We start from the raw sequence: 20,172 nt of genomic DNA on the forward strand, positions 1-20,172 counted from the left end.
GTTTTCACAATCAACAAAAAACCTGAACGATTAAAAGTGAGAAACTCTCAATCGTTCAGGTTTATCATTGGCTGAATTACTTATGTCCCAGCCTCTTCTTTCTAACGAGCTAATTCATTTACATTTATTTTACAGTAACGATTTTAACAGCCATTTCTCCACCTGGAGTTTGAACTGTTACTTCATCTCCAACCTGTTTGCCTATTAGGCTTTTAGCAATTGGAGAGTCATTTGAAATTTTACCTTCAAATGGATCTGCTTCTGCACTACCTACAATTGTATACGTTTCCTCGTCTCCGTCTGGTAGTTCAATAAACGTCACAGATTTACCTAGAGATACAATTGAAGAGTTCTCTACATCTTCTTCAATAATTTTCGCATTGCGAATCATGTTTTCTAGCGTTGTAATGCGCCCTTCAACGAAAGCCTGTTCATCCTTTGCTGAATCATACTCAGAGTTCTCTGATAAGTCACCAAAACTACGAGCAATCTTAATACGCTCTACTACTTCTTTACGCTTTACCGTCTTCAGATATTCTAATTCTTGTTCTAATTTTAGCTTTCCTTCTTCCGTCATTGGAAACACTTTTTCTTGTGCCATAACCCTTCACTCCTTTATAAAATCGAAATACATTAGTGCCTTATACAGTGTTTTCTGTATGTACTAAAAGGTTTCATATTCTAAAATCTCAGTGAATAGAGAAATGACAGCTTCAAATTAGAAGCTGCTCGTTTCTCTACTATATGTGAAGACCTTGTTTATAGAATATGACGATTTTATTTTCAAAAAAATCCCTGTATCTATGCTATGTTATTATAAAATCGCATTTTGTTCAAGAATTGTTTGGATTTTCGTTACCATCAAATCAATTGCTACGTGATTTTGACCGCCTTCTGGGATAATAATATCAGCGTATCGCTTAGTTGGTTCAATAAACTGATTATGCATTGGACGTACCACTGAAATATATTGATCGACTACGGATTCTAGCGTACGCTCACGCTCGTTAATATCTCGCAACATTCTGCGGATAATACGCAAATCAGCATCGGTATCAACATATAGTTTAATATCCATTAAGTTACGCAGACGCTTGTCCTCAAGCACTAAGATACCCTCTAAGATAATAACATCCTTTGGGTCTTCTACAATAACTTCTTGAGAGCGAGTATGAATAGTATAATCATATACAGGTTTTTCAATGCTCTCATAATTTAATAATTTCTGCAAGTGCTCAATTAAAAGGTCATTATCAAACGCTAAAGGATGATCATAGTTCGTCTGTAAGCGTTGTTCAAATGGCAGGTTACTTTGATCTTTATAATAATAATCTTGCTCTAGAAGCATAATTGAATGACCTTTAAAATATTCATAAATTGCTTTTGTAACAGTTGTTTTTCCAGAGCCAGATCCACCAGCAATACCGATTACAACGGGCTTTTTCCCCATCTTCTTATTAAATCCCCTTTCGCATCATGTTGTAAGAAAACAATGGTTTGTCTACCTTAAACGTTACAATTTGTAGCGGATGACGAGCAGCGTCTAGCTCATTGCCTTTTTCATCCCAAATTGTGCCGACTACTTGTGTAAAGTTTTCGATTCCTGGTCCAAAGAACTCCACTTCATCTCCAGGCTTAAAATGGTTTCGCTGCTGAAGTGTTACCATGCTTGTTTCCTCATCATAGTCTAACACTAATCCAGCAAAATCAAATGTTGTTTTCTTACCGTGAATGCCAAACATTTGCTCATCTACTCCTGGCACACCTTCAAAGAAAGCAGGAGCAGTATCACGATTAGCACATTTATCAAGCTCATCTAACCACTCTTTTTGAATCACAAAGTTTTCTGGATCTGCACAATAGGCATCAATGACTTTGCGATAGACGCTTACAACGGTTGCGATATAGTGGATTGATTTCATGCGGCCTTCAATTTTTAAGCTGTCGATACCTAGCTCAATCATTTTTGGGATTGATTGAATTAAGTTTAAATCTTTTGGGCTCATTGCAAACGGACTATCTGACTCATTGAATAAAGGAACTTCTGTTGATTCGCCTTCTAATTTAAATAAGTCATAGTCCCAGCGACATGACTGACAGCAGCCACCGCGGTTTGAATCCCGAGCTGTCATATGATTACTCAACGTACATCGACCAGAGTAAGCAATACACATAGCTCCGTGAATAAATGTTTCAATTTCAATATCTACTTTTTCTTTCATTTCACGGATTTCTTCAGCACTCGTTTCACGCGCCAATACCACACGTTCTAAGCCTTCTTCTTTCCAGAACTGAACAGCACGCCAGTTTGAAAGCGACTGCTGAGTACTTAAATGTACTTCTAGCTTTGGGGCAACTCGGCGGCATGTTTCAATAATTAACGGATCTGCTACAATGATTCCAGCTACGCCAGCCGTCTGTAATCCCATTAAATATTCATCTAAGCCATCCATGTTTTCATTATGAGCAAAGATATTTGTTGTTACATAAATACGTGCTCCATATTTTTTTGCAAATTCTACTCCCTCAGCCATTTCTTCTAATGAAAAGTTACCTGCATTTGAGCGAAGACCGAACTCTTTTCCACCGATAAAGACCGCATCAGCACCATAATGTACTGCTACTTTTAACTTTTCAAGATTGCCTGCTGGAGCTAACAACTCGGGCTTTTTCGTAATAACACGTTTCCCATTAACAACCGTATCAATTTGCACAGCCATAGTTAGTACCTCCTAATTGTCTACTTTTTCGATTTTTCTTTCCATTCTCATGACACTTAGTAAACAGTTTCTTTAAAGAAGAATCCTGTATCAAGAGGACGATTTGCTGGTTGCATTGCTTCAATTTCTTCTAAAAGCTCGTCTTTTATCTCTTCATACTCTTCACGATTTTCTACGCATAAATCAATGGCTTTGCGATACTTCTTCGTTACTTCAATAATGTATTCTGCGCTCTTTAGCACACCATCAATTTTAAAAACGTCAACTTGTGCATCAATCATTTCTGCAAGCTCGTCGATAATACAAATATCATTTGGACTCATGATATGTGTACCGTTCTCATCTTCGTAAATTGGATATTTGTTATCGCGTTCTTTATCAAATAAAAACATGTCTTGTTCAAGCTTTCGATTTCCAACTTCCATTACTTTACCTTGATATTCAAAATAGTTACCTAATAAAGAGCGCTTCGATTGAAACATACATGTCATTCCATGAACCTGTACTTCCACTTCTACTTCTGCATTCTCTTTAATATCAATGATACTGTCCATGCTAAGTTCACGAGCTAACACCGCACGCTTAGCACCTTTTCGTCCCCAGTAATTACATGTATACCAGTTGGTTGCAGTCGTCTCTGTATTCCAGTGAAGCTTCATTTTCGGAGCAACTGCGCGAGCAGCCATTAATACTGCTGGGTCTCCAAAGACAATGGCATCTACGCCTGCTTCTTGTAAAAACAAGATATATTCATCTAATTCTGCTACTGTATCATTATGAAATAGCGCGTTCATAGCTACATAAACTTTTGTATGATGAGCGTGTGCAATATTAACTGCCTCTACGATATCCTCACGCTTAAAGTCTCCTGCAAGTCGTAACCCATATCGCTGTTCACCAATTACAAATGCGTTTGCACCGGCTTCTATTAATGGTTTAATATTTGAAACAGCAGTTGGTGTTACTAATAGTTCAGGTTTTTTCATTGTCAATCACCTCTTTTTATACTAATTGCAATTCCATCCCCAATTGGTAAAATGGTGGTTTGGAAATCTGGATGTTTCATTAGCCATACGTTGTATGCATCAATTTTTTTAATTAAACTTCGCTTACGGCGCGTTTCAATCTGCGATAAATCGGTTCCTACGTGCCCTTTGAATAAAATATTATCTGAAATGATAATACCTTTTTTATTTACTAATGGTGCATAATGCTCAAAGAAGCGCTGATATTGCCCTTTGGCAGCATCAATAAATACGGCATCGTAAGGGCCATTTTGTTCAATGTCTGCTTGAAGTTCTAAAGCATCTCCAAACAAGGTTTTAATCTGCTCTTTCTTTTCAGCTCGATTAATGAATAACTGAGCTTGTTTATACCGATCTTCATTACGCTCCACCGTAACGATTTTAGCATTTGGTAATGCTTCAGCCATACGAATAGCAGAATAGCCGATGGCTGTCCCAATTTCTAATATATGTGCTGGCTGATGAAGGCGAAGAATTTGAAGCAATGCTTCAATTCCGATGAGTTCCATAATTGGTACTACATGTTCTTTTGCATAGTTCTCCATCTCTTCAACAAGCTCTGTACGCTTAGGAATAAGGTTTTCTACATACTGTTCAACATTTTGTAAAAGCAAAACACTTCCTCCGTTCAAAGAAGTATGTTTGACGTTAGTCAAAAGCGGTTATATATAGTTTGACTCACTAAATAAACGTGACTAAAGCTCAAAAAAAAGCCTTAGCTAACATGTACTAACGCACAAAATATACCGCAATAAAAATATACAACTAGTCCATTATAATTGGTTTTTTTCTGAACGTAAACCCGATATATTTTAACATAAAAGTAGAGCAGATGCCAAAAAGTCGAATCAATTTTTTAAAGCTATCCACACAATTTTATAACTAAAACCCCCTTTATCTTTAAAAGTAAAGGGGGTTTTAAACGCTTAATTAACGGTTACTATTGCTTTTATTTCTTATCTTCTTCACGAGGCCCTGTGATATGAGTCGCTTTTTCTTGGTTATGCTCATCAAGTGTTTTGGTAAAGATGACTTCTCCATCTTTATTCGCTAAGAAATAGAGGTAATTGGTATCAGCGGGTTCCAAAGCTGCTTTAATAGACATTAAGCCTGAGTTTGCAATCGGTCCTGGTGTAAGTCCTTTCTCTCGATACGTATTGTAAGGCGAGTCTACTTCTAAATCTTTATAGTAGACTCGCTCACGATGCTCACCTAAAGCATATAACACCGTTGGATCCGTCTGTAATGGCATATCCTCTTCAAGACGATTATAAAACACGCTTGCGATTTTCTCACGATCCACCTGTTCCGTTGCTTCTTCTTCAATTAAAGAAGCCATCGTTAAAAGCTTGTGAGCCGTATATTTTTTGCTCTTCATTTCCTTTTGATATTGAGCTAAAACACCGTTCGTTTTACCAATCATTTTATCTAAAATGACTTCAAGCGAAACATTTGAATCATAGTGATCGTAAGTAGCAGGATATAAATACCCTTCTAAAGGATGCTTAATGTCCTTATTAAACACTTCATCCGTCACAAGATCTGGGTATTTCTTCTTCATCTTCTCAATAAAAGCAGGGTCATCTAAAGTATTCATTACTTCTTCTTCCGTGTAGTTTGTTCGATTTGCAATAATTGTAGCAATTTCATCAAGCTGACGGCCTTCTGGAATTGCTAAGCGAACATCCGGATTCTTCGAGACATCTCCTGTTTCCATCATATCGACCATCTCACTTAAGCTCATGGAAGGAGAAAAAGTGTATGTTCCAGCCTGAAATCCTGATACGCTAGACATTTTAATATAGTATCGAAAAGCACTTTCACTTTTAATTAGCTTTTCTTCTTTTAACAACGTTCCAATCGACCGGACTGAAGAACCTTGCGGAATCGTTATATTTACTTTTTTACTACTGTTTTTATCAACGGGTTGTACAAATGATTGAGCATAAAAAACGCCTCCACCAATAAGTACAGCTAAAAGAATTATTGTCACAATGATAATTTTTTTTCGTTTATTTTTTTTAGGTGTAAAAAAAGATTGGTGCGACAAGTTGCATCCTCCTCTCATACGCACGCACTATTATACTACAATTTATCTCATTTTTCGTCATTATCATACAAGACCGCCTATAAAAGCAAGTGAAAAGACATATCCTCATTAGGATAGACAGTAAAGATGTAAATTATTTGAAAAATAAACCATAAAAAAAGTTGGTAGCTCTCGCCACCAACTTTTTTATTCGCCTTCTTCTTCGTCAAGGAATGTGTTAACCATTTCCTCAACCATATCCCATTCTTCTTCTGTCTCGATTGGTTGAAGTTCACCATCTTCACCATTTTCGCTTGGTGTGAAAGCAGACGCATGAATTTCAATTTCTTCATCGTCATTTTCATCTGCACCAATTGGATAATAAATTACATAAGATTTACCATATTCTTCAGAATCAAATGTGAATAAAATCTCACATAATTGCTCGTTACCACTTTCGTCTACGATTGTAATTTTTCCTTCTTCTGTCATGTTCGACACCTCATTTTCCAGCTATTTACTAGCGATTTTATGGCAAGTTGAAAGCCCTAGCTTCTTATCAAATTAGACTCTTTTTATCGAGGATAACCGTGCAGAAGCTAAGCTACAATCAACCTTATTGTTTGCTGTCTAAGTATCCTTGAAGAATCATAACAGCCGCCATCTTATCAATGACTTTTTTACGCTTTTTACGACTAACATCAGCTGAAAGTAAAACACGCTCTGCAGCCATTGTCGATAAGCGTTCATCCCACATCATCGTTTCGATGTTTAGATCCTTCTTTAGTTCCTCTGCAAATTGAAGACAAGCTTCACCGCGAGGACCAATTGTGCCATTCATATTTTTTGGTAGGCCAACAATGACTTTTTCAACTGAATACTCATCAATTAATTGCTGTAATCGAGGATAAGACTCCTTCATTTGCTCATCGGCAATTTTAATCGTCTCAATCCCTTGGGCTGTCCAGCCCATTTCGTCGCTTACAGCTACGCCAATTGTCTTCGTGCCAACATCTAATCCTAATACGCGCATTTATGAATCCTTTCGATGCTGTTGTAAATAAGATTTCACAAGTTCTTCAATGAGCTCGTCTCTCTCTAATTGGCGAATTGTGTTTCGCGCATCATTATGACGAGGAATGTAAGCAGGATCTCCTGATAGCAAATATCCAACGATTTGGTTAATCGGGTTATATCCTTTTTCTTTCAATGCCTCATAAACCGTAAATAAAACCTCATGGACGCTTGTTTCAGCTGGCTCATCTTGAAAATTGAATTGCATTGTTTTATCAAATGAACTCATTTTCCCACCTCACTCGTTTAATTTGTGAGCACATTATGAATCATGTTAAGTCTTACTTCTATTGTACACCAAGAAAGAGGAGAATTAAACGGATTTAACCCATTCTTCTACAATCTTCAATGCATTTTCAATTTGGTTCGGATCTTTTCCACCTGCTTGAGCCATATCTGGACGACCACCGCCGCCACCGCCACAAATTGTTGCCACTTCTTTTACAATCTTACCTGCATGATGACCGTTTGCAATTAAATCTTTTGTCACTCCTGCAACGATATTTACTTTTTCACCTTGAGGTGCAGCTAGTACAATAACTGCTGAGTCAAGCTTTTGCTTTAAGTCATCTACCATTGAACGAAGGTTGTTCATATCCGTTGCGTTTACTTTTTCTGCTAAGACGCTCACACCGTTTACGTCTTTCACGCGGTCGATTAGATTGCCTGCCTCAATATTCCCTAGCTTCGTTGCTAATGACTCATTTTCACGATGAAGTTGGCGAATTTCTTCTAGTAAGCCTTCCACACGACTAACAAGATCTCGAGGGTTCGCTTTTGCTTTTGCTGCTGCTTCTTTTAACAGTGTTACTTGGTCATTCATCAACTGATAAGCTGCTTTTCCAGTTACGGCTTCAATACGGCGTGTTCCAGCTCCAATTCCTGATTCTGATACAATCTTAAATAAGCCGATTTCAGACGTATTAGCAACGTGGCAACCACCACAAAGCTCTAAGCTATAGCTTCCAACCTGAACAACGCGAACGATATCGCCATACTTCTCACCAAACAGCGCCATTGCACCCATTGCTTTTGCTTCATCAATTGCTTTATTTTCAATATTTACGGAAATGTTTTCCCAAATTTTTTCGTTTACAATCGTTTCAATCTTTTCAATTTCTTCCGCTGTTATTTGTCCAAAATGAGAGAAATCAAAACGTAAGCGATCTGGAGTTACTAATGAACCAGCTTGGTTAACATGCATTCCTAACGTATCTTTTAATGCTTGGTGAAGCAGGTGAGTTGCCGTATGGTTTTTCACGATTGCATCACGCTTTTTCCCGTTAATTGTCGCTGTGTAAGTTTCGCCCTTTACAAGCTCTCCGCTTCTTACTTCTACAGTGTGCACGTGCTGGCCATTCGGTGCCTTTTGCACATCTTTAACTGCTGCAACAGATGTGGCATTTGAGATTTCACCTTGGTCAGCAATTTGTCCACCGCTCTCAGCATAGAATGGCGTTTGCTTTAAAATAACCTGTGCTTCTTGACCTTCCGTTACTTTATCAACAAGTTCTCCATGTAAGATAATAGCTTCAATGAACGTTTCCACTTCGTCTTTATCGTAGCCGACAAACTCACTTTCAACTGTTAACTCGCCTAATACCCCACCTTGAACTTGCATAGAGCTAGAATCTTGGCGAGCTGCTCTTGCACGCTCACGTTGACCTTCCATCTCGCTTTCAAATCCGTCATGATCTATTTTCATCTTTTCATCTTCTGCATATTCTTCCGTTAACTCAACTGGGAAGCCATATGTATCATATAATCGGAATACATCTTCACCAGAAATTGTATCACTGCCTTGGTCTTTTGCTTTTTTAATCATTGTTGCTAAAATAGCAAGACCCTCGTTTAACGTTTCGTGAAAACGCTCTTCCTCGTTTTTCACAACGCGCTGAATGAAGTCTGTTTTGTCTTTCACTTCTGGGTAGAAATCAACCATAATCTCACCCACAACAGATACTAGCTCGTACATAAACGGACGATTGATGCCTAGTTTTTTTGCATATCGTACAGCACGACGTAATAAACGGCGCAGTACATATCCACGACCTTCATTGGATGGAAGAGCTCCGTCTCCAACAGCAAATGTCACCGTACGAATATGGTCAGCAATTACTTTAAATGCAACGTCTTTTTCATCTTCTGTGCGGTATTTAGCACCTGAGATGTTTTCAGTTGCTTCAATAATTGGCATGAATAAGTCTGTATCAAAGTTTGTCGGTACATCTTGAATAACCGACACCATACGCTCTAGTCCCATTCCTGTATCAATGTTCTTCTTTGGTAGTGGTGTATAGGTATGATCAGGGTTATGGTTAAATTGAGAAAATACTAAATTCCAGATTTCTAAATAGCGCTCGTTTTCTCCACCAGGGTATAGCTCAGGGTCAGTTAAGTCGTTTCCATAAGCTTCACCACGGTCATAAAAAATCTCTGTATTCGGTCCACTTGGCCCTTCACCAATATCCCAGAAGTTACCTTCTAAACGAATAATGCGCTCTTTTGGAACTCCAATTTTTTCGTTCCAAAGCTTGAATGCTTCTTCATCTTCTGGGTGAATAGTGACAGATAATTTTTCAGGATCAAAGCCAATCCATTTATCGCTCGTTAAGAACTCCCAAGCCCAGTCGATTGCTTCTTCTTTAAAATATTCACCGATTGAAAAGTTACCTAACATTTCAAAGAACGTATGGTGACGCGCTGTTTTACCAACGTTTTCAATATCATTTGTACGAATTGATTTTTGAGCATTACAAATACGTGGGTTTTGTGGAATAACGCGTCCGTCAAAGTATTTCTTTAGCGTCGCAACACCACTGTTAATCCATAAAAGAGATGGATCTTCATGAGGTACAAGAGAAGCGCTCGGCTCTACATCATGACCTTTTTCTTTAAAGAAATCTAAGTACATTTGACGCACTTGTGCAGATGTTAACTTTTTCATGATTGGTTCCTCCTTTAGAACTCTTCATTATTTATAGACAAAAACATAATGACCTAAAAGCAGCTTGCTTCATTACGCACAATACAATAGGGAGTTTTAGAAATTTGCACACAAAAAAACTCTCATCCCAAAAAGCAGGGACGAGAGTTTAGCTCGCGGTACCACCCTGATTATGAACATGTTAGAATGTTCATCACCTTCATCGCATTAACGCTGCTAAAACGGCAGGGTTTTCCTGCACTCAGGACTAGCATTCAGCTATTCTTTGTATCGCACCTCTTTCAGCCTTGGAAGTGCTTCTCTTATATACCAGTGTACAGCTTACTTGGTTCCTTCATTGTATTGTTTACTATGTAACGTTTTCTATGGCGATATTATGACAAATTCGGGTTGCTTTGTCAATGTTTCAAGGTATGCCCTCGCACATGTAAAATCGAAATTTTTACAATAGCTAAAATAGGAACAGCAATAATTAGCCCAAACACCCCTCCAAATTCTCCCCCAAGCAAAAGCGCTAAGATAATAAAAAGAGGGTGGATATGCAAGCTTTTCCCTACGATTAGAGGAGATAGAATATTCCCTTCTAGAAATTGAAGTACAAAGATAATGACGACAACAATTAATACGAGCTTCACAGAAACTGTCATGGAGAGAATTGCCGCTGGTACTGCTCCAATAATGGGACCGAAATACGGAATAATATTCGTAATGCCTATGATTATCCCAAGCAAAAGCGCATACGGTACGTTAAAAAACCAAAATGCAGTCGTAGCAATAGCGCCTATGATGAGACAAACAAAAAATTGTCCTCTAAGGTAGCTTCCCAATGACAAGTTTACATCATGTAAAAAATGCTTCCCTTCTTCATGCCATTTCTTTGGCACAATATATGCGACAGCTTTTCGAACGAGTCCGAAGTCTTTTAGCAAGTAAAACACAATAAACGGAATAATAATGAGAATTAAAAATGAATTGACAATGGACTTAACCCCCTCCATCACTCGCAATAACCATGTGTTAACAGTTTGCTCTAAATCAACGATACTCTGCTCAATTTTTTCATGAACTCCGTTTGGTAGCGTTGAGGTACGATCATGAATTTCATGCACCCATCCCTTATACATCTCTGTAAGCTCAGGCAGCTGTTCATTTAATTCTTTTAGCTGAATAACGAAAAGAGGAAACCCTTTATAAATACCATAACCTATTCCACCAAAGAAAATGAGATAAATTAGTAAAATGGCAAGAGGTCGTGGAACACCTTTTTCATGCGTTTTCTCTACAATTGGATGAAGTAAATATGTAATAAAGGCAGCAATAAAAAAAGGCAGCATTGCTTTAAAAAACATCTCAAGAAATGGTAGCCAAACAAACTTTATTTTAAATAAAAGTAAAATACAAAGCAGTGCTAGCAAAAAAATCCCCAAACGATAAAACCATTTAATCGGTACCTCTTTCACAATAAACTCCTCCTCATCTTTATTTTTCAACAAAGAAAAGAGTTTATTCATGATGTTTTTTTAGATAACTTCCCATGAGAAAAAGCCCTTGCTAAGCAAGAGCTTTTTTGTAAAGAGACCAACAATGATTTTAGTGCATTGCTTTCATAACACGCTTGCGCATTTTTTTCATATTGCGCTTTGTGAACATCTCTCGGTCACCTGCCATTTTGAACGCATATGCCCCTAGACCAAAAGCAACTACTGACGGAATAATTCGATTCATCGCAAAGCCCCCCCTAAATGAGTTAAAAATTCATTGTACGCTCATCCTCTGAAAACAAATCATCCAATGAGCTTAACGTGCCATCCTCTTCCACTTGGTGGGTATTAATTTGTCCTTTTGAAATCGTCATCTCAATAAAACAATTCCAGCAATAATATTGATTAACCCCAATTTTACCAACATCAATACTTTTACAGTTTGGACACTTTAACAAAGTGAACACCTCTTTTATACGTTCGTTTATAAAACGTATTATGTCCACTTTTTACCATGTCCATACCTAAACACCAGGCTAGTAGGAGGGAATTAAGCAATGCTTAATTCTTTTGTAGGTTGCGATATCTTACATAAAATCATACGGTGTAAGGTTTTCCATGCCAATATTTGCATCTTTCATAAATGGCACCTCAGGATCTTCTAACTCATCAACTAATTGCTCTTTGAGAAGGGCTTGTAGATTGGTCTGTCGAATGCTGTCTTCGTTACGATTTACGCCAATTTGAAACGCTTCTTCTTCACCACATAAGATTAAGAACTGCTTGCTCCGCGTAACGGCAGTATAAAGCAGGTTCCGTCGGAGCATGCGATAATAACTTTTCACAATAGGCAACACCACAATCGGAAACTCGCTTCCTTGTGATTTATGAATAGAGCAGCAGTACGCATGCGTAATCTGATTAAAGTCTTGTTTCGTATAGGTTACTTCATTTCCTTCGAATGAAATAACAAGCATATCCTGCTTTTCCGTGTTTTCCTTTGCGAAAAAAACAGACACAATCTCACCCATATCTCCATTAAAAACATTACTATCAGGTTGATTTACAAGCTGAAGTACCTTATCGCCTACACGATATGTTACATCTCCGTGCTTTAACTCTCTCCGCTGTTGAGAGGCTGGATTAAATAATTCTTGCAGTACTTCATTCATTTTATCAATCCCCGCTGGACCTTTATACATTGGAGCCAGCACTTGAATATCTTTAGCCGTATAGCCTTTTTTTACAGCATTGCCGCACACTTGTTTGACAACATCTGTAATTTGCGCTCCGTAACAACGAATAAAGGAACGATCGCCTTGCTGATTAGTCAAATCGGATGGAAGACGTCCTTTTTTAATTTCATGAGCCAAATCAATGATAGATGAGCCTTCTTCTTGGCGATATACATCTGTTAATCGTACGGTAGGAACAGCTTCAGAATGTAATAAATCTTTCAACACCTGACCAGGACCAACTGAAGGTAATTGATCTTCATCACCTACAAGCACTACTTGGATGCTAGCTGGAAGTGATTTAAAGAGCTGGTGAGCAAGCCATAAATCTACCATAGAGACCTCGTCCACAATCAGTAACTTACCATTGATTGGATTTTCTTCATTGTGGTCAAACCCTTCTTGTCCATTCCACTTTAAAAGTCTGTGGATTGTCACCGCTGGCAGTCCAGTAGCCTCGCTCATCCGTTTAGCAGCTCGACCTGTAGGAGCGACAAGCAGCACTGGAAATCCTTCGTCTTTTTTATAATCCCCTGGATTTAGCGAACAGCCATGAAGCTCTGCATAAAGTTCAACAATTCCCTTTATAACTGTTGTTTTACCGGTACCTGGTCCTCCTGTAAGCAAAAGCATTGGGGATAAAAGCGCTTTTTGAATTCCTTCTCTTTGCGAAGGTGCATACTGCACGCCTAGACGCTCTTCTAACTCCCCTAGAGCTAGAAGAAATTCTGATTCAGGAAATTGCTCTTCATACTCTGTTTGAGCCATTAGCTTACCAATCGCTTTAACGACTCCTTTTTCAGCATAAAAAAGCGGTGGGAAGTACATTTTATCGTCATCAATAATAATTTTTTTCTCTTCTTTTAGTGCATCAATCTCTCGTATAATATCCATTTCTGATAACGGTTCTTGACGACTTTTTTGTAACAGCTCTCCCGTTTTCTGATACAATTGCTCTGCTTTCACGTAGACGTGTCCCATTTGATTGCATTCATGCTCGATAACGTATAAAATTCCAGCTCGAAGCCGGTTAGGATGGTTGGTTGCTAACCCTAGCTTCCTTCCTAATTCATCCGCTCGGTTAAAGCCGATTCCTTGAACATCTTCAACAAGCTGATAGGGGTTTGTTTGAATCACTTCTAGCGCCTCTTGTTTATAAGCTTGGAAAATTTTCATGGAAAGCTGCGGACCAAATCCCAAATCTGTCAGCTTAACCATTACTTCTTCTAACCCCTGGTGCTCTCGCAGCTGAACGATTAGCTTTTCTGCTTTATCAGCAGATAGCCTAGACACCTTTTTCAATACCGCAGGGTCTTGTAGCATTCGATAAATTGCACGTTCACCAAGTGCTTCTACAATATTTTCTGCGGTTTTTTTACCAATACCGTTAAAGAGATCACTTGATAAGTACTGAATGACCCCTTGTTTTGACTGGGGAAGCTCTTTTTTAAATTGCTCTACTTGAAACTGAAGGCCAAATTTCGGATGCTCTTTAAAGTTTCCAATAAAAGTGTAAAGTTCATCTTCGTTCAAACGGGGGAAATATCCCGTAACAATCGCTTCTTTATCGTCCATGGATACATTTGTTTCTTTTATTCTAATTCTTGTTACGTTATACAAATTTTCTTCATTATGAAAGACCGTGACAATTGCCGTGCCTTTTATGTACGTTTTTTCTTCATCGGGTTGTAAAGGGTTTAGAACTGCCTCACTCATACTATTCCCCCATTTTTACATTCACTTCTTAGTGTTCCATCATTGAAAGAACGTTTTTACCATTTGCTGCCATATGATGATCTGGCTGGATTTGTAGCGCTTGATCAAACATTGAGATAGCCTTATCCTTATCATCTTTCATCGCATAAGCTACTCCTAAATTGTAGTAAGCATCAGCATGCTCCTCGTCTTCTTGGACAACGCGCAGTAACTCCTCTACCGCTTCATCTACCATTTCCAGCTGAGCTAAACAAAGTCCAAGCTGAAATCTTGCTTCTGTATCGTGTTCATTAAGCTCTACTGCTCGTTTTAAATATGGTAGAGCATACGTTATTTGTTCTAAATGAAATAGTGTTAAACCGAGCATAAAATGCACATCTGACGAATTTAAGCCCTTTTTAATAGCTAAATCAAAATAATGCTTCGCTTGTTCTAACTGTTCAAGGTTAAAATATACGTTGCCAGCACCGTAGTAAGCCGTTGCTGTTTCCTCATCAATTTCAATGGCACGTTCATAAAATTTTAGTGCACGATCTGTTTCGCTAACCGCGGCTAAAAGGTTACCAAAGTTCACGTATACAACCGGGTCTTTGGGATTTTCTTCGATTGCTTCTGAAAATGTTTTTGCTGCTTCTTCAAATTTTCCATCTTGCATATATTGAATACCTAATTGATTTTTATCTGTCATTTTTCACTCCACCGTTGTTTTTTATTAGTTTATCCGATTACTAGTAGTATATCATAACAAAACCCCCGCTCTACAGAGCCGAGGTTTTGTTAAAAAGCCCTTGAATTCGTATTATACGTACCAAAGCTGCTCTTCATCTTTATATACATTATCAATTGTAGCTCCACCTAGACACTCTTCACCGTTATAGAATACGACAGCTTGTCCTGGCGTTACGGCACGAACTGGGTTCTTAAAAAGAACTTTAACCGTATTTTCATCTAGCTTCTCAACTGTTACTTCATTATCTTCTTGGCGGTAACGGAATTTAGCTGTGCAAGAAAGCGGTTCGTTCCATTCACGATCGCTTACCCAGCTAACGTTAGTTGCCGTAATAGAAGTTGAGTATAACAGCTCATTATGAAATCCTTGGTCGACATAAAGAACGTTTTTCTCTAGATCTTTACCAACAGCAAACCAAGGTTCTCCGCTTCCACCAATTCCAAGTCCGTGACGTTGGCCGATTGTATAATACATCAGGCCGTCATGGTTTCCTTTTACTTCACCATCTAACGTTTGCATAAGACCAGGCTGAGCTGGAAGGTACTGACTTAAAAACTGTTTAAAATTACGTTCTCCAATAAAACAAATGCCTGTGCTATCTTTCTTAGTAGCTGTCGCAAGTCCCGCTTCTTTCGCAATCTCACGCACTTTGGATTTTTCAATTCCTCCAAGTGGGAACATAACTTTTGATAGCTGTTCTTGACCAAGCTGGTTTAAGAAATACGTTTGGTCTTTATTATTGTCTACTCCTCGAAGCATTTTGTACTCGCCATCACGATACACCACTTGCGCGTAGTGCCCTGTTGCTAAATAGTCTGCACCAAGCGTCATCGCATGTTCTAAAAATGCTTTAAATTTAATTTCTTTATTACACATAACATCAGGATTTGGCGTACGCCCTGCTTTGTACTCATCAAGGAAATACGTAAATACTTTATCCCAATATTGTTTTTCAAAGTTGACTGCATAGTAAGGTATACCGATTTGATTACATACGCGAATGACGTCATTGTAATCTTCTGTTGCTGTACATACGCCATTTTCATCCGTATCATCCCAGTTTTTCATGAAGATTCCAACTACATCATAACCTTGTTGTTTTAATAACAGAGCAGCGACTGAAGAGTCTACTCCTCCACTCATTCCAACAACAACACGCGTATCTTTTGGTGCTTTCGTCAACTTAGTCACCTCCAATAAACGTGTTCTTTTATTTTGCCAATCGCTTTACGATTGTTGCTGTTTTACGAGCTAATTCTTCTATTTGATCCATTGTATTACCCAACCCAAAACTGAAGCGAATTGATGAAGTAATACGGTTAGAGTCCTTGCCAAACATGGCAACAAGTACGTGAGACGGATCTACAGCTCCTGCTGTACAAGCTGATCCGCTTGATGCAGCAATACCTGCTAAATCCAAATTCACAAGCATAGATTCAACGTTTACACCTTTGAAAGAAAGATTTAGTATATGTGGTAAAGAATACTCGACATTTCCGTTTATATCAAACGATACTTGCTCTTCTTCCAATACCTGTATCATTCGTTCTTTAAACTGCTTATATTGAGCTGCACGTTCTTTTAATGATTCTTGCGCAATGCGAACAGCTTGTTCAAATCCGACAATGCTTGCCATGTTCTCTGTACCTGCTCTGCGCTTTCTCTCTTGCTCTCCTCCAAATAAAAGTGGCGAAAGCGTAACGTGTGGAGCAGCATATAAAAAGCCAATCCCTTTTGGTCCGTTAACTTTATGAGAAGAAACGGAGAGAAGATCGACACCTAATTGTTGCACATTTAATGAAATTAATCCATAAACTTGCACTGCATCCGTATGGAAATAAGCACCATATTCTTTTAACAAAGCACCAATTTCTGAAATTGGCTGGATTGTGCCAACCTCATTGTTGCCGTACATAACTGAAACTAAAATCGTTCTATCCGTTAAGGACCTCTTAATATCTTCAACCGACACACGTCCAGTTTCATCAACCGGTAGATACGTCACTTCAAAACCTTGTTCTTCTAGAAACTGACAAGTATGCAACACAGCATGATGCTCAATAGATGTCGTAATAATATGATTGCCACGATGTTTATTCGCAAGCGCAACACCAATCAGCGCCATGTTGTCTGCTTCCGTTCCACCGCTCGTGAAGATAATGTCATTTTCACGTGCTCCAATACTGCTGGCAATTGTTTGACGCGCTTCATCCAAATATCTGCGACTTTCTCGTCCGTAGTGATGAATGCTTGACGGATTCCCAAAATGCTCATGCATAAACGTCGTCATTTTTTCAACAACTGCTGGGTGTACAGGAGACGTTGCTGCATGGTCTACATAAATACGCTCCAACTAAAAACTCCTCCTAACTCAACCAATTAAATATAAAACATATATGATTCTTCTTCATCACCTGAATGATTCGCTAAATCTTCAAGCGTTGTGCTATCTAACACTTCTTTAACTGCATCACGAATGCGAATCCACAGCTCTCTTTTAGCTGGCTCTTCGTCTTCCAATCCTTCTACTGGACTAATTGGTCCTTCCAGTACCGAAATAATGTCTCCTGCTGTAATATTGGTAGGTTCATGTGCTAAAATATAGCCACCGTACGCACCTCTGACGCTTTTTACAAGACCTGCATTACGAAGAGGCGAAATTAATTGCTCAAGATAATGTTCCGATAGGTCATGGTTTTGAGCGATTGTTTTTAATGAAATGGGACCTTCACCAAAGCGTTTTGCCAGTGCAATCATAATTGTTAAACCGTAGCGTCCTTTTGTCGAGATTTTCATTTTCTCCACTCCTTCTCATATCCATAAGGTGTTTATAATAGGTCGTTCATTATTCATTATTTCAAATTTAAATAGTCCATTAAAAAACGTTATACTGTTGACATTATATCATACTATCCCTATGAGAGAAATTTCAACACTTTTTTAGATATGATACAGTAAAATCAAACTATATATTTAATTCTAAAAGGAGGTCACTGCATGAATAATAACCCGCTTGCATTTCGCATGCGTCCTAAAGATATCAATGAAATTATTGGACAGCAGCATCTTGTTGGAAAAGACAAAATGATTTATCGAATGGTCAAAGCCAACCACCTAAGCTCAATGATTCTATACGGTCCGCCCGGTGTAGGGAAAACATCTATTGCTACAGCTATTGCTAAAACAACCAAAACAGCTTTTCGACAGCTAAATGCGGTTGTGAATAATAAAAAAGATATGGAAATTGTCGCCGAGGAAGCAAAAATGTCCGGGAAAGTAATTTTATTACTAGACGAAGTACATCGACTAGATAAAGGAAAACAAGACTTTTTACTTCCTTATCTAGAAAACGGACTCATTACGTTAATTGGTGCTACAACAAGCAACCCTTATCACGTTATTAACCCCGCAATTCGAAGCCGGTGTCAAATCTTTGAACTAAAATCGTTAGAGCCAGATGATATTGAACAAGCGCTGAACCGAGCACTGCATGATAAAGAACGCGGATATGGAAATCAAAATGTTCAGGTTGATCGTGATGCAATGCTTCATTTTACAACAAGCTGTAACGGTGATGTTCGTTCCGCGCTAAATGCCCTTGAGCTTGCTATTTTATCTACGGACGAAAATGAGGAAGGCGTCATCCATATCACGCTTGACATTGCCGAGCAGTGCTTGCAACAAAAATATTTTTCACACGATAAAGATGGAGATGCTCATTACGACGTACTTTCAGCATTTCAAAAATCCATTCGTGGAAGCGACGTAAACGCTGCGCTTCATTATTTAGGGAGACTGATTGAAGCTGGTGATTTAGTGAGTATTAACAGACGACTTTTAGTCATTGCGTACGAAGATGTTGGACTAGCAAGCCCTCAAGCCGGTGCAAGAACACTGTCTGCCATTGAATCAGCTGAGAGGCTAGGCTTTCCAGAAGCTCGTATACCATTAGCCAACGCTGTTATTGAACTTTGTTTATCTCCAAAGTCCAACTCAGCTTACAAAGCGCTTGACGCTGCTATTGCTGATATAAAAAAAGGCTTATCCGGGGACGTCCCAAACCATTTAAAAGACGGTCATTATAAAGGAGCAGCTAAGCTAGGGAGAGCACAGAATTATCAATACCCTCACGACTTTGAAAACGGCTGGGTTAAACAGCAATACCTTCCTGATAAAATAAAGAATAAACGCTATTATGAGCCAAAGAGAACAGGAAAATTCGAACAAGCATTGGCACAGGTTTATAAAAATTTATCTCCATGAAAAAAGCCCCAAAGAGGCAGTTCCTTAAAAAAGATAAAGGTAAACTTTATTTTTTAAGGCACTGCCTACTGGGGCTTTTTATTACTTATCGTCGCCAACACGCTTAATTGTTACGTCTGCTAGCAGTTCATTAATGACGTGTCCAGCCATGATTAAACCTGCAACAGAGGGAACAAATGCATTTGATGATGGTGGCATTTTGGCTTTGCGAATTTCCGCTGCATCGTTTCCTACTTCTTTACGGATTTCTTCACGAATGACGATTGGTCTTTCATCAGAAAAGACAACGTTAATTCCTTTGCGAACTCCTTCTTTACGAAGTCGCGTACGCACGACTTTCGCAATTGGGTCCGTATGAGTTTTTGAAATATCAGCAATTTTAAAGCGCGTTGGATCCATTTTATTAGCAGCGCCCATGCTTGAGATTATCGGGATATTTCGCTTTAAACACTCTTTCATTAAATGAATTTTATACGAAATAGTATCAGAAGCATCAACCACAAAATCAGGTTCATAGCTAAAAAACTGCTCATATGTTTCTTCTGTATAAAACATTTTTAACGAGATGACTTCACACTCAGGATTAATATCAAGAATTCGATCGCGCATTAAATCTGCCTTAGGTTTACCTACTGTTGATAATAAAGCATGAATTTGACGATTTACGTTTGTGATATCCACATCGTCTTTATCAACCAAAATTAATCGTCCAACACCTGAACGAGCAAGCGCCTCTGCCGAAAACGAACCAACGCCTCCAATTCCTAAAATAGCTACTGTACTCCCTTTTAAAGTTGCTAAGCCATCTTTCCCAATCGCTAGTTCATTACGTGAAAATTGATGCAACATTGTTTCAACACTCCGCCTTTCTATTTCAACACTTTTCAGTAGTGTATACTTTTCAAGTTTTTCTATCATCGCAAATGCTTGCATAATGATTTTATACGAATTA

The 20,172-nt window shown here is 38.5% G+C and carries 20 protein-coding genes and 1 other annotated feature; of the genes, 1 reads left to right on the forward strand and 19 read right to left on the reverse strand.

Annotated elements, in window-relative coordinates; all coding sequences use genetic code 11:
- Positions 1-124: 124 nt before the first annotated feature.
- The 18 genes from greA to cymR all read right to left on the reverse strand — a co-directional run bounded on the left by greA (position 125) and on the right by cymR (position 17,753).
- Positions 125-601 carry a transcription elongation factor GreA gene (greA, locus tag AS180_RS13740; protein WP_062686950.1) on the reverse strand — a complete coding sequence of 159 codons (477 nt, stop codon included), beginning with the start codon at positions 599-601 and terminating at the stop codon, positions 125-127.
- A gap of 213 nt (positions 602-814) precedes the next feature.
- Positions 815-1,450: a uridine kinase gene (gene udk, locus AS180_RS13745; protein ID WP_025911705.1), complete on the reverse strand. Its 636-nt coding sequence runs from the start codon at positions 1,448-1,450 to the stop codon at positions 815-817.
- Positions 1,451-1,457: 7 nt separating this feature from the next.
- Positions 1,458-2,720, reverse strand: a complete 1,263-nt coding sequence (locus AS180_RS13750) for a peptidase U32 family protein (RefSeq protein ID WP_035321382.1) — start codon at positions 2,718-2,720, stop codon at positions 1,458-1,460.
- Positions 2,721-2,776: 56 nt separating this feature from the next.
- Positions 2,777-3,706, reverse strand: coding sequence for a peptidase U32 family protein (locus AS180_RS13755; protein ID WP_025911708.1), 930 nt, complete (start codon positions 3,704-3,706; stop codon positions 2,777-2,779).
- 2 nt (positions 3,707-3,708) lie between these two features.
- On the reverse strand, positions 3,709-4,359 hold the full coding sequence (locus AS180_RS13760) for an O-methyltransferase (RefSeq protein WP_025911709.1): 651 nt from the start codon (positions 4,357-4,359) through the stop codon (positions 3,709-3,711).
- A gap of 335 nt (positions 4,360-4,694) precedes the next feature.
- Entirely contained in the window at positions 4,695-5,813 is a 1,119-nt protein-coding gene (gene mltG, locus AS180_RS13765; protein WP_175384203.1) for an endolytic transglycosylase MltG, read from the reverse strand.
- Positions 5,814-5,981: 168 nt separating this feature from the next.
- Positions 5,982-6,275, reverse strand: a complete 294-nt coding sequence (locus AS180_RS13770; RefSeq protein ID WP_256993314.1) for a DUF1292 domain-containing protein — start codon at positions 6,273-6,275, stop codon at positions 5,982-5,984.
- A gap of 115 nt (positions 6,276-6,390) precedes the next feature.
- Positions 6,391-6,807, reverse strand: coding sequence for a Holliday junction resolvase RuvX (ruvX, locus tag AS180_RS13775; RefSeq protein ID WP_025911713.1), 417 nt, complete (start codon positions 6,805-6,807; stop codon positions 6,391-6,393).
- Complete coding sequence (locus tag AS180_RS13780; RefSeq protein ID WP_025911714.1) at positions 6,808-7,077, reverse strand: IreB family regulatory phosphoprotein; 270 nt, start codon at positions 7,075-7,077, stop codon at positions 6,808-6,810. It lies immediately after the preceding gene.
- 84 nt (positions 7,078-7,161) lie between these two features.
- Entirely contained in the window at positions 7,162-9,795 is a 2,634-nt protein-coding gene (alaS, locus tag AS180_RS13785; protein WP_062686952.1) for an alanine--tRNA ligase, read from the reverse strand.
- A 133-nt stretch (positions 9,796-9,928) separates the two neighbouring features.
- Positions 9,929-10,142 (reverse strand) — a binding site (T-box leader).
- A 51-nt stretch (positions 10,143-10,193) separates the two neighbouring features.
- Entirely contained in the window at positions 10,194-11,258 is a 1,065-nt protein-coding gene (locus AS180_RS13790; protein ID WP_373688727.1) for an AI-2E family transporter, read from the reverse strand.
- A 127-nt stretch (positions 11,259-11,385) separates the two neighbouring features.
- Positions 11,386-11,520 (reverse strand): YrzQ family protein, encoded by a 135-nt coding sequence (locus AS180_RS21735; RefSeq protein WP_076512682.1) that lies wholly within the window; start codon positions 11,518-11,520, stop codon positions 11,386-11,388.
- A 22-nt stretch (positions 11,521-11,542) separates the two neighbouring features.
- The gene (locus AS180_RS13795) at positions 11,543-11,734 is read right to left on the reverse strand and encodes a hypothetical protein (protein WP_025911719.1); all 192 of its coding nucleotides are present in this window, start codon (positions 11,732-11,734) and stop codon (positions 11,543-11,545) included.
- Between the two features lie 129 nt (positions 11,735-11,863).
- On the reverse strand, positions 11,864-14,227 hold the full coding sequence (gene recD2, locus AS180_RS13800) for an SF1B family DNA helicase RecD2 (protein ID WP_062686953.1): 2,364 nt from the start codon (positions 14,225-14,227) through the stop codon (positions 11,864-11,866).
- Between the two features lie 28 nt (positions 14,228-14,255).
- Positions 14,256-14,915: a tetratricopeptide repeat protein gene (locus AS180_RS13805; RefSeq protein WP_025911721.1), complete on the reverse strand. Its 660-nt coding sequence runs from the start codon at positions 14,913-14,915 to the stop codon at positions 14,256-14,258.
- 111 nt (positions 14,916-15,026) lie between these two features.
- Complete coding sequence (gene mnmA, locus AS180_RS13810; RefSeq protein ID WP_025911723.1) at positions 15,027-16,139, reverse strand: tRNA 2-thiouridine(34) synthase MnmA; 1,113 nt, start codon at positions 16,137-16,139, stop codon at positions 15,027-15,029.
- Positions 16,140-16,167: 28 nt separating this feature from the next.
- Positions 16,168-17,310, reverse strand: a complete 1,143-nt coding sequence (locus AS180_RS13815) for a cysteine desulfurase family protein (protein WP_025911724.1) — start codon at positions 17,308-17,310, stop codon at positions 16,168-16,170.
- A gap of 26 nt (positions 17,311-17,336) precedes the next feature.
- Positions 17,337-17,753 (reverse strand): cysteine metabolism transcriptional regulator CymR, encoded by a 417-nt coding sequence (cymR, locus tag AS180_RS13820; protein WP_025911725.1) that lies wholly within the window; start codon positions 17,751-17,753, stop codon positions 17,337-17,339.
- Between the two features lie 201 nt (positions 17,754-17,954).
- On the opposite strand from cymR, the gene AS180_RS13825 reads away from it, so the two are divergent.
- Complete coding sequence (locus AS180_RS13825; RefSeq protein WP_062686954.1) at positions 17,955-19,220, forward strand: replication-associated recombination protein A; 1,266 nt, start codon at positions 17,955-17,957, stop codon at positions 19,218-19,220.
- 81 nt (positions 19,221-19,301) lie between these two features.
- Here the strand turns inward: AS180_RS13825 and AS180_RS13830 are convergent, their stop codons facing one another.
- A complete protein-coding gene (locus AS180_RS13830) occupies positions 19,302-20,069 on the reverse strand; it encodes a tRNA threonylcarbamoyladenosine dehydratase (protein ID WP_025911728.1) in 768 nt (255 codons plus the stop codon).
- Positions 20,070-20,172: the final 103 nt, after the last annotated feature.

It is taken from the genome of Priestia veravalensis (assembly GCF_001457055.1).
Lineage (GTDB): Bacteria > Bacillota > Bacilli > Bacillales > Bacillaceae_H > Priestia > Priestia flexa.